This is a genomic window from Luteimicrobium subarcticum, from assembly GCF_002798015.1.
GTDB lineage: Bacteria > Actinomycetota > Actinomycetes > Actinomycetales > Cellulomonadaceae > Luteimicrobium > Luteimicrobium subarcticum.
Window position 1 is genome coordinate 822,063 of record NZ_PGTZ01000006.1, and the last position, 11,546, is coordinate 833,608.

An 11,546-nucleotide genomic window follows, 5' to 3' on the forward strand; every position below is an offset into this window, starting at 1 on the left:
GAACGTGCGCCTCGGCGGGGGGTTACTTGGTGATGCGGAGGGTGGTCGCGGCGGACGAGCCGGTGGCCGTGGACGACCCGGCGTACGCGACCTTGACCGTGTAGGTGCCCTTGGCGACCTGCGGGAGCCGCAGCGACGCGGTCCCCTTCGACGTCAGGGCGACCTTCTGCGACACGACCGTCTTGGTCTTGCCGCTCACCGTGTGCGTGACCGTCACCGTGACGGTCCCCGACGGCTTCACCGTCGTGACCTTCGCCGTGACCGTCGCCTTCTGGGCGTGCGTCGGAGCCTTCGGAGACACGGACACCGACGTCTTCGACGACGTCTTGGTCACCTTGACCTTCACCGTGTCCGACGACGACCCGAACGCCTTGTCGCCCGAATACGTGACCGCCAACGAGTGCGAACCGACCGCCAGCGACGACGACACCGTCACCGTCGCCTTGCCGCCCGACAGCGTCGCGGACCCGACCAGCGTCTTGCCGTCCGTCACCCGCACCGTCCCGGTGGGGGTACCGCCGGCGCCCGTGACCCGGACCGTCACCTTCGGCGACGTCCCGTAGGTCGTCGACGACGGCGACGCGACCGCGACGGTCGACGTGCTCTTCAGCACCACACCCGCGGCGGGGACGACGACGGCGTTCGTCGCCTCCACGTTCCCGAGGGCGTCGACGGCCCGGTACTGCACCGTCGTGGCCGTGGAGCCGACCTTCACCGGCGCGGTGTAGGTCAGCCACGCGCCGGAGGTCCCGACCCGGTACTGGATCGAACCGGTGCCGGCACCCGAGTCGGCCGCGCGCAGCATGACCGTGCGGGCCTTCGCGTCCACGACGGCGTTGGAGATCGGCGGCGTCGTGTCGATCGCGAACGTCACCGGACGGATCTCCGAGACGTTCCCGTCGGCGTCGGTCGCCCGCACCTCGACGGTGTGCTCGCCCTCGCCCGAGACCTGCACCGAGGCCTTCGACGTGGAGTCGGAACCGACCCACGCGCCACCGTCGACGCGCGTCTCGAGCGACGTGACACCCCGGTCGTCCGACGCGGTCGCGGTGACCGTGACGGGGTCGGCGTACCAGCCGCGCACGCCCGAGGACGACAGGTCGAGCGAGTCGATCGTCGGGGCGGTGGCGTCCACGGTGTGCAGCCGCAGGAACGTCACCGAGTACGGCTGGAAGTCGTACGAGAAGTCGCCCGACAGCCCGGTGAGCTGGTGCTCGACGGGGACGACCTTCTCCTTCTTCGCCTTGGTGTTGGTGTCGGTCGGCAGGCCCGTGAGCACGGTCGCGGTCCCGGTCGCGCGCACGCCCACGTCGGACACGTGGACGGCGGTGCGGCGCGTGGTGTCGGACGTGTTGACGACCTTGACGACGAGGTCGCCGGTCGACGCGTCGCGCGTGACGTCCTGGAAGACGTCCTGCGTGGCGACGACGTCCTCGTAGTCCATCTGGAGCACACCGTCCATGTACAGCTTGATGTCGCGGCCGTCCACGACGACCTTGAGGTGGTACGTCTTGCCGGTCGTGACGCTGCTGTTCTCGACGGCCTTGACCTCGCCCGCCGAGCCCCCGTCGGCCTTCTGCAGGGCCTGACGGGTGTTGGTCCAGCCGCCGATGTTCCACCAGAAGAAGTTGTTCGCTCCCGTGGCGGCGAACCCGACGAGGAAGCCCTCGGACCCTGCGGTCTTCGTGGCGTCCAGCTCGAGCGTGTAGCTCGACCAGTCCTTCGTGTACGCGTCCGTGACGATCGTGCGGGCGTCGGTGACCGACGTGCTCGACTGCGTGTACGCGCCGTTCGCGACCGACCACGTGCCGCTCTGCGCGGCCCACTGCGAGGCGCCCGCCGAGAAGTCGTCCGAGAACAGCGTGCTGCTGTCGTCGTTCGACGTGACCTTGACGTTGTCGTACGTCGCGGCCGTGCTCCACGTCGACAGGAAGACGCCGCCGTCGAGCGGCTCGGGGGTGATCTGCGGACCGCTGTACGTGCTCGGCACGACCTCGTCACCGGCGTCCAGGTTGTTCATGAACATCTTCTGGACGTAGTAGTTCGGGCTGCCCCACGACTCGTCGTTGTCGAACCAGATGGCGTCCGGGGACCACTGCACGTAGTCCTCGTTGGACAGCAGCGGCGCGTAGGACGCGAGCTGCACGACGTCCGAGTTCCGCTCGAGGCTCGTCATGTACGCGGCCTCGCTGAGCGAGTTCCACAGGGTGTTGCCCTGCGACGCGTACTCGCCGAGGAACACCTTCGGGCCGTTGCGGTCGTAGGTGTCGTAGCGGTTCGTGTTGCTGAGGAACCACGACGGCGAGTTGTAGTAGTGCTCGTCGACCATGTCGACCTTCTGCTGCCGGTTGTAGTCCCACAGGGTGTCGAACCGGCTGCCCGAGTCGTCGGGGCCCGAGTTGGAGATGACGGTGACGTCCGGGTAGGCGGCGTTCACGGCGGCGCGGAACGTCGGGAAGTTCTTCTCGAACTCCGTGTTGTTCTCCTCGTTGCCGAGCTCGATGTACTTCACGCCGAACGGCTTCGGGTGGCCGAGGGCGGCACGCTTCGCGCCCCACTCGGTCGTGACGTCACCGTCGGCGAACTCGAGCAGGTCGAGCGTGTCCTGCACGTAGCGCTGGATCGTGGCGCTGTCGGTCGTCCCGGCGAGCGACGAGCCGCAGCCCTGCGCCCCGACCGTCACGACGGGAAGCGGGGTGGCGCCCAGGTCCTCGGCGAACTCGAAGTACTCCATGTACCCGATGCCGTACGACTGGTTGTAGCCCCAGAAGTTGGCGTTCGTCGGGCGGTCCTCGACCGCTCCGATCGTCTCCTTCCACTGGTACATGCGCTTGCGGTCCGTGCCGCCCGACTCCGTGTAGGACGGGAACGTGCCGACGTCGGTCACGCAGCCGCCCGGGAACCGGAGGAACTTCGGCTTGAGGTCGGCGATCTTCTGCGCGAGGTCCTTGCGGAGCACGGACTTGCCGTTGACCGGACCGACCCAGGTGTCGTCGGGGAACAGCGACACCATGTCGAGGCGGACGGTCGACGCGGCGCCGGCGAGCACGGCGAGGCGCGCCGAGTCCGTCGTGGTGTCCGCGGTGAGGCTGACCGTGTACTTCTTCCAGGTGTCGGAGCCGTCGACCGCGACCTTCCCGGTCGCGTACGCGGTGGCGCCGTCCTTCGTCTCGAGCCGCACGGCGAGGTCCTGCGCCGTCGCCGAGCGTGCCCACACCGAGAAGTCGTACGTCGCGCCCTTCTCGATCGCGATCCCGGAGTTGTAGCCCGCGTTCTGCACGCCGGCGCCCGCGCCCTTCGCGTCGAGCGTCAGGTAGTAGCGGTTGTTGTCGTTGAGCCGCTGGTCGCCGGTGCCGACGGTCGCGGTCGACCCCGCGCCGTCGCCCCGCGCGAGCGTCGACCACGCCGTCATGCCCGTGAAGCCCGACGCGTCCGAGCTGTTGAACTCGAACGAGCGGTTGCGCACGAGCTCGGCGTACAGGCCGCCGTCCGCCGCGTAGTTGATGTCCTCGTAGAAGATGCCGTAGAGGTCGTCGGAGGCCTTGACGCTCGTCGCGTCGCCGTCGATGTCGAGGCTCGAGCCGTCGGTGACCTTGACGGTCTGGACGGTGAGCTTCACGGCGTCGGCCTTCGACCCGACGACGAGCAGCCCGTCCTGCAGGCCGACGTAGCCGTCGTCGCCCGTGGCGTCCGCGGTGCGCAGGACGACCTTGCCGCCGCCCGCGTCCGTGATGCGCAGCGAGGCGGGCGTCGCGCCCGGATCGCCCATCGCGAGCGTCTCGCCCGTGCCCAGCACGACCGGCACACCGCCCGATGCGAGCGTCACCGCACCCTCGGACACCTCGGTCGCCGTGAACGCCAGGGTGCTCGTGGGCCGCACGTCGGTCAGACCGAGGCGCCCGTCCTCGGTGGACAGGTACTGGTCGCCGTCGCCGCCGAGGAACGTGAACGTGCCGGGCGGGACGACGTCCTTGCCGTCCGCGGCGTCGTACGCGAAGTCGTCGAACACGGCCGGGAAGGTCGTGCCGTCCTGCGCGGCGAGGGCGTAGAGGCCGAGGTGCGTGATGTCGAACGACACGGTGACCGAACCGGTCTGCACCCACGCGCCCGCGCCCGAGGCCGCCGACGCGTCCCAGTAGCTCGTCGTGACGACGTCCCCGGTGCGCCGCAGGCGCAGGGTCTCCGCCTGGGAGCCCGGACGGTCGCCGAAGCTCGCGGCGGTGAACGACGCGTTCGTCTCGATGTCGTTCTCGATCGCGACGCCGGACGCCGACAGGCTGCCCACGTACGTGAGTCCGGACCGGACGTAGTTGTCCAGGTCGTCGAACGCGATGAGCCCGGCGCCCTGGTACACCTTCGAGACCGGCGCGTGGACGGTCGTCACGACGTCGAAGTCGCCGTCGGGGACGTCGACCGCGAACACGTTCTTCGCCGTGTTGGTCGTCTGGTAGGTGTCGCCCGCCTGGGCGGTGAGGGTGAGGGACCCCGGGTTGGTCGCGAGCGACCACGCCGAGGAGGCCTCGTTGGTGATCGACCACTGCGAGCCCAGGGTCGCGGCGTCGAACGAGTCGACGGACCCGGGGAGGTCGGGGACCGCCGTGGCCGCGGCGGCGACGGTGCCGCCGAGCGCCCCGGCGGGGGCTGCGGCCACGCACGTCGCGAGGACGGCGGCGGTGGCGAGCAGGCCGACGGCCCGCAGCGGAGGTGCGGAGCGGGGTCGCGACCGCGAACCCCGTTGTGACACGATCATCTGTGCTCCTGCCTGGTGGGGACTGCCTTCAAAGGAGGTCCGCGAGGCAAAGGAGCACGCCGGGAGGAACCCGTCGCTCCGTTGCTCACGGGTGGTGGTTCCCCTGGTACGCCGGTCCCGTCCGCGCGGGGCTCCCTGGTGGCAGCCAGGGCCGTGCGGGCGGGACCGGTCGTCCCGGGGTGATCGGCGGTCGCGGGTGCGTCGTGCGGCCGCCGACAGCTGGTGGTGCTGAGGGGTCAGGCGTCGGCGGTCGGCGGTGGCGCCGCGGCGGCGCGGAACCGGCGTGACCGGCCGGGGCTCTCCTCCCGGTTGCTGCGGCGGCGACCCGCCCGGGTCGAGGTCAGGGCCCGCTGGAGCAGCACGAACGCGAGCAGCACCGCCCCGATGAACACCTTGGTCCACCACGAGTCGAGGCCCTCGCGGGCGATGAGCACCTGGATGAGCCCGTAGACCATGACGCCCGCGACCGTCCCGAGGACGAAGCCGCTGCCGCCGGTCAGCATCGCGCCACCGATGACGACGGACGCGATGGCGTCGAGCTCCATGCCAATGCCCGTGAGGTTGAACCCGGACCGGGTGTAGAAGGCGAACAGGATGCCCGCGATGCCGGCACAGGTGCCGCTGATGACGTACACCCACACCTTGGTGCGGGCGGCGCGCAGGCCCATGAGGCCGACGGCCTGGCCGCCGTCCCCGGCGCCGAGCCCGTAGACGGTGCGCCCGAACCGCGTGTAGTGCAGCAGGTAGACCGCGACGAGCACGACGACGAGCGCGACGATCATCGAGAGGTTGACGTACCAGATGTCGCGACCCTCGCCGAACTTGAGACGCCACGAGGCGAGGTCCGTGAAGCCCTTGTCGTCGATCGACAGCGACTGGACGGACACGACGTTGCACAGGCCGCGGGCCAGGAACATGGCCGCGAGCGACGCGATGAACGGCTGGATCTGGAAGTAGTGCACGAGCACGCCGATGAGCAGGCCGAACAGCGCCCCCGTCAGGACGCCGGCGGCGAGCACGAGGGGGAGCGCCACGCCCGCGATGAGGAGCTTCGCGACGACCAGGCCGACGAGCGCGACGACCGCGCCGACCGACAGGTCGATGCCGCCCGTGAGGATCACGAACGTCATGCCGACGGCGAGCACCAGCAGGTACGAGTTGTCGACGAAGAGGTTCGAGAAGAGCCGCATGTTGACGAAGCTGCGGGTGTCGGTCGAGTACCGCATCTGCCCGATCACGAGGATCAGGACGAGCGTGAGCAGCGTGCCGGCGACCGGCAGGTAGCGGCGGTCGGCGACCCGGTGGCCCCACCGGCGGGCAGTCGCACCGAGGCCGCTGGGCGTCTTCGCGGGCGGCGGCGTCGGGGCCAGCCCTCGCGTGGAGGACGGGGTCTGCGTGCTGGTCATGCTGCCACCTCCGCGGCGACGACGGGACGGCTGGTGCGGCGGATCTTGAGCTTCCCGCGCAGGCGCTCGGAGCCCGCGACGCACACGACGATGAGGACGAGCGCCTTGAAGAGCGGCGTCACCTGCGTCGGCAGGTGGAAGATCACGACGGCCCGCTCGAGCGTCGTGAGGATCAGCGCGCCGACGATGGTCCCCGCGAGCGAGAACTTGCCGCCGTCGAGCTTGGTGCCGCCGAGGACGACGACCATGATCGCGTCGAGCTCCTTCATGAGGCCGATGTTGTTCGAGTCGGCCGCCATGGTCGGTGCGCCGTAGACGATGCCGGCGAGGCCCGCGAGCAGGCCGCACAGGATGTAGACGAACCACGTGATGTTGCGCGACTTCACGCCGGCGAGGCGGCTGGCCTCGCGGTTGATGCCGATGGACTCGAGCAGCATGCCGAGCGCAGTGCGCCGCACGAGCAGCGCCACGAGGACGAACACCCCGCCCGCGATGATCACCGGCGTGGGGATGCCGAGCACGAAGCCGGACCCGATGGACTTGAACGGCGGGCTGGTGACCGTCGTGATCTGGCCCTTGGTGACGAGCATCGCGATGCCGCGGCCCGCGATCATGAGGATCAGCGTGGCGATGAAGGGCTGGATGCCGAGGACGGTGACGAGGAACCCGTTGAACACGCCGATCGCGAGCGCGACCACCAGGCCGAGGAAGAGGCCGGTGAGCGCCGTCGAGAGGTTCGACCCGGTGCCCGACTCCGCGATGTACGTGAGGGACACGGCGAGCGAGATCGCCATGACCGCGCCGACGGAGAGGTCGATGCCGCCGGTCGCGATGACGAGGCACATGCCGATCGCGAGGAGCAGCGGCGTCGCGCTCTGCCGCAGGATGTCGACGGGCTGCCCGAACAGGTGGCCGTCGCGGACGGTCACGTCGAGGAACCCGGGGCTGACGATGCCGCACGCGAGCAGCAGCACGACGAGGGCCACGACGGGCCAGAAGAGCTGGTGGCCGGTGACGCGCGCGACCGTCGTCTGGAAGCGGGTGCGCCCGTCGGCGCCTGTGATCGTGCCGGTCATGATGCGCTCCCGGAGGCTGCGATCGTCTCGAGGACGGTGGTGGTCGTGACGTCGGGCCCGTTGTGGATCTCGCCGACCTTGTGCCGGTCGCGCATGACGACGACACGGTGCGAGAGGCGCAGGACCTCCTCGAGCTCGGACGAGATGAACACGACGCTCATCCCCTCGCTCGCGAGCTGGGCGACGAGGCGCTGGATCTCCGCCTTGGCGCCGACGTCGATGCCGCGGGTGGGCTCGTCCAGCAGGAGGAGCTTGGGCGCGGTGGCGAGCCAGCGGGCCAGCAGGACCTTCTGCTGGTTGCCGCCGGACAGGTTCTTGATGAGGGCGTCGGGGTTCGCCGGGTGGATGCCGAGCGCGTCGATGTACTTCGCGACGGTCGCGTCGAGCTCCTTGGCGGGCACGCGGCGCCAGGCGCCGCGCTCGGCCTGCATGGCGAGGGCGATGTTCTCGCGGACCGTGAGGTCCCCGATGATGCCTTCCTTCTTGCGGTCCTCGGACGCGAGCGCGACACCGCGCTGCAGCGACCCGAGGGGCGACGCGCCCTTGACGTGCTTGCCGCGCACGGTGATCGTGCCCTGGTCGGGCCGGTCGGCGCCGTAGAGCAGGCGGGCGACCTCGGTGCGTCCCGAGCCGAGCAGGCCGGCGACGCCGACGATCTCGCCCTCGAAGAGGTCGAGGTCGAACGGTTCGACGCTGCCGTCCTTGCCGAGGGCGAGCGCCTGGAGCACGGGCTCCCGGGCGCCCTCGGAGGGGGCGGCGGCCCGGCGGGCGACGGCCTCGATGTCCGCGAGGTCCTCGCTCGCGCGACCGACCATCTTGGAGACGAGCTCGAGGCGCGGCAGGTCGCTCGTGAGGTACTCCCCGACGAGGCGTCCGTTGCGCAGGATCGTCATGCGGTCGCTGATGTCGTAGACCTGCTCGAGGAAGTGCGAGACGAACAGGATGGCGACGCCGTCCGCGCGGAGCTGCCGGACGACGTCGAAGAGCTGGGCGACCTCGGCCTTGTCGAGGCTGGAGGTCGGCTCGTCCAGGATGAGGACCTTCGCGTCGACGACCATGGCCCGCGCGATGGCGACGAGCTGCTGGATCGCGATGGAGTGCGAGGCGAGCATCGACACGGGGTCGATGTCGAGGCCGAACCGGGCGAGGTGGGCGCGCGCGGCGCGGCGGGTGGCCGGCCAGTTCACGAACGGGCCGAGGCGCACCTCGTGCCCGAGCATGACGTTCTCCGCGACGGAGAGGTTCGCGCAGAGGTTGACCTCCTGGTACACCGTGCTGACTCCGGCGGCCTGCGCGTCGGCGGGGCCGTCGAACCGCTGCTCGGCGCCGGAGACGGTGATGGTCCCGGAGTCGATGGTGTACACGCCCGTGAGGGCCTTGATGAGGGTCGACTTGCCGGCACCGTTCTCGCCCATGAGGGCGTGGACCTCGCCGGGGCGCAGCGTGAGCGCGACGTCGTCGAGAGCCTTGACGCCCGGGAACTCGATGGTGATCCCGGTCATCTCGACGACGGGCTTCGCGGCCGCGGGCGCGGTGTCGGTGGTGGACGTCGGGGACATCGGTGTCTTCCGTCCTGCGGGGGTTGGTGGGGGTGTGCTGCGGGGTGGAGCGGCTGCGGGCCGGCGATCTCGGCGCCGGCCCGCAGCCGGGGTGAGCAGTGCTGCTCAGTACTTGCGGGCGTCGATCGTGTCCTGCGTGATCGTCTGGTCGAACGCCTGGTCGGTCACGATCGTCTTCTTCTCGACGGTGTCGCCTGCGACGATCTTCTTCGCCAGGTCGGCGATCTGGTCGCCGTAGACCGGGTTGCACTCGACGACGTAGTTGATCTTCTTGTCGTGCAGGGCCTGGAGGCCGTCCTTCACGCCGTCGATCGACACGATCTGGATGTCCTTGCCCGGCGTCTTGCCGGCGGCCTCGATGGCCTCGATGGCACCGAGGGCCATGTCGTCGTTGTGCGAGAAGATCATCGTCATGTCCGGGTACGCCTGGAGCGCGGCCTCGGTCGCGGCCTTGCCCTCGGCACGCGTGAAGTTGCCGGACGCCTTGCCGATGATGTTGTCGCCCATGACGGCGTCGAACGCCTTCTCGCGGTCGACCTGGGCCGACGCGCCGAGGGTGCCCTGGAGCTCGAAGATCTTCGCGTCGGGCGAGTTCGTCTTGACCCACTGCGCGGCCGTGTCGCCCTCCTTCTCGAAGTCGGAGCCGATGTACGTGGCGAACGGGTCGTCGACGGTCGTCTTGACCGTGCGGTCGACGAGGATCACGGGGATCTCGGCGTCCTTGGCCTCCTGGAGGACCTGGTCCCAGCCGGTCTCGACGACGGGCGAGAACGCGATGACGTCGACGCCCTGGTCGATGAAGTCGCGGATCGCCTTGATCTGGTTCTCCTGCTTCTGCTGGGCGTCGACGAACGTGAGGTCGAACCCGTTCTCCTTGGTGAACGCCGCCTTGACGGAGTCGGTGTTCGCCGTGCGCCAGCCCGACTCGGCGCCGAGCTGCGAGAAGCCGACCTTGATGAGGTCGCCGCTGCCGCCGCCGCTCGTGGAGTCGTCGTCGGAACCGCTGCTGCCGCCGCTGCACGCCGCGAGGCTGAGTGCCGCGAGGGCTGCGACCGAACCGGCGAGCCAGGACCGCTTGCGCTTGATGCTCATTGCTTCTCCTCCTTGAGATGCCGGTGGGGCCGGGGCCCCACCGTCTGGTCGACTCGCGACCGCTGGTTGATGTTAGCGCTCACATCTGTGCCTTCCGGGGGTCGGACGGTCACAGATCGACAACGCTTGGTGGTCCCGGGGGACCGGCGGGCTCAGACCCCGCCGGCCACCCGGTGGTACACGGCGTTCCAGCGCAGCTCGCGCTCGAACCCGGACTGGGTGGTGGTCTCGTCGATCGTGAGAAGCTCCGTCCCCGACATCCGCGCGAGGTCCTCGAAGACCTCCCGCGTCAGGGCCGTCGTCATCACGGTGTGGTGCGCGGCGCCCGCGAGGAGCCACGCTCCTGCCGAGGTCGGCAGGTCGGGGTGCGGTGCCCACAGGGCGTGGCCCACGGGCAGCCGCGGCAGGTCGTGCGGCGCGGCGACCACGTCGACCACGTTCGCCACCCACCGGAACCGGTCGCGCATGTCGCTCATCGCGACGACCAGGCCCGGGCCCGCGTCCGCCTCGAACACCAGGCGGACCGGGTCCTCCCGGTCGCCGATGCCGAGCGGGTGGATCTCGAGCCGCGGCCGCGCTGTGGTGAGCGTCGGGCACACCTCGAGCATGTGGGCGCCGAGGATCAGCTCGGAGCGCGGCGTGAGGTCGTACGTGTAGTCCTCCATGAGCGACGCGCCGCCCGGCAGCCCGTAGCCCATGACCTTCGCGACGCGCACCAGGACGGCCGTCTTCCAGTCGCCCTCCGCACCGAAGCCGTAGCCGTCGGCCATGAGGCGCTGCACCGCGAGACCCGGGAGCTGGCGCAGCGCGCCGAGGTCCTCGAAGCTCGTCGTGAACGCCCCGAAGCCGCCCTCCGCGAGGAAGGAGCGCAGACCGACCTCGATGCGCGCGCCGTAGCGCAGCGCCTCGTGCCGCTCGCCGCCGACGCGCAGCTCGGGAGCCACGTCGTACAGCTCCTCGTACTCCTTGACGAGCAGGTCGACGTCCTCGTCGGACGCCTCGTGCACCCGCTCCGCCAGGTCGTTCACGCCCCACGTGTTCACCGAGACGCCGAACCGGACCTCCGCCTCGGTCTTGTCGCCCTCGGTGACCGCGACGTTGCGCATGTTGTCGCCGAAGCGCGCCAGCCGCATCGAGCGCAGCTCGGCGTTGCCCGCCGCCGCCCGGACCCACGTGCCGACCTCGGCCTGCACGCGCGGGTCCGTCGTGTGGCCCACGACGACCTTCCGGGGGATGTCCATGCGCGACAGGATGTAGCCGAACTCCCGGTCGCCGTGCGCCGCCTGGTTGAGGTTCATGAAGTCCATGTCGATGGACGACCACGGCAGCTCGACGTTCGCCTGCGTGTGCAGCTGCAGCAGCGGCGTCGCCAGGGCGTCCAGGCCCCGGATCCACATCTTCGCCGGGCTGAACGTGTGCATCCAGGCCACCAGGCCGATGCACGCGTCGTCCGCGTTCGCGTCGAGGATCGCGCGGCGGATGCTCTCGGAGTCCTTGAGCACCGGCTTCCACACGACCGTGACGGGCACGGCGTCGGCCTCGTCCAGCGCCGCCGCGACCGCGCGGGACTGCTCGGCCACCTGAGCCAGCACGTCGTCGCCGTACAGGTCCTGGCTGCCGGTCAGGAACCAGACCTCGCGGCTCTCGAACGGGTTCTGCATGG

General features: G+C 70.2%; 6 protein-coding genes. All 6 read right to left on the reverse strand.

The annotated features are described in order from the left end of the window. Positions 1 to 22 precede the first annotated feature (22 nt). A complete protein-coding gene (locus CLV34_RS04405; protein WP_100348962.1) occupies positions 23 to 4,750 on the reverse strand; it encodes an alpha-L-arabinofuranosidase C-terminal domain-containing protein in 4,728 nt (1,575 codons plus the stop codon). A 236-nt stretch (positions 4,751 to 4,986) separates the two neighbouring features. Next, positions 4,987 to 6,156, reverse strand: a complete 1,170-nt coding sequence (locus tag CLV34_RS04410) for an ABC transporter permease subunit (protein ID WP_100348963.1) — start codon at positions 6,154 to 6,156, stop codon at positions 4,987 to 4,989. Then, entirely contained in the window at positions 6,153 to 7,232 is a 1,080-nt protein-coding gene (locus CLV34_RS04415) for an ABC transporter permease (RefSeq protein WP_100348964.1), read from the reverse strand. Before CLV34_RS04415 ends, CLV34_RS04410 begins: the two co-directional genes overlap by 4 nt. Then, positions 7,229 to 8,791 (reverse strand): sugar ABC transporter ATP-binding protein, encoded by a 1,563-nt coding sequence (locus tag CLV34_RS04420; protein ID WP_100348965.1) that lies wholly within the window; start codon positions 8,789 to 8,791, stop codon positions 7,229 to 7,231. The genes CLV34_RS04415 and CLV34_RS04420 overlap by 4 nt, the downstream gene beginning before the upstream one ends. Positions 8,792 to 8,896: 105 nt before the next feature. Next, entirely contained in the window at positions 8,897 to 9,883 is a 987-nt protein-coding gene (locus CLV34_RS04425) for an ABC transporter substrate-binding protein (protein ID WP_100348966.1), read from the reverse strand. A gap of 152 nt (positions 9,884 to 10,035) precedes the next feature. After that, on the reverse strand, positions 10,036 to 11,544 hold the full coding sequence (gene araA, locus CLV34_RS04430) for an L-arabinose isomerase (protein WP_100348967.1): 1,509 nt from the start codon (positions 11,542 to 11,544) through the stop codon (positions 10,036 to 10,038). Between the last annotated feature and the right edge of the window lie 2 nt (positions 11,545 to 11,546).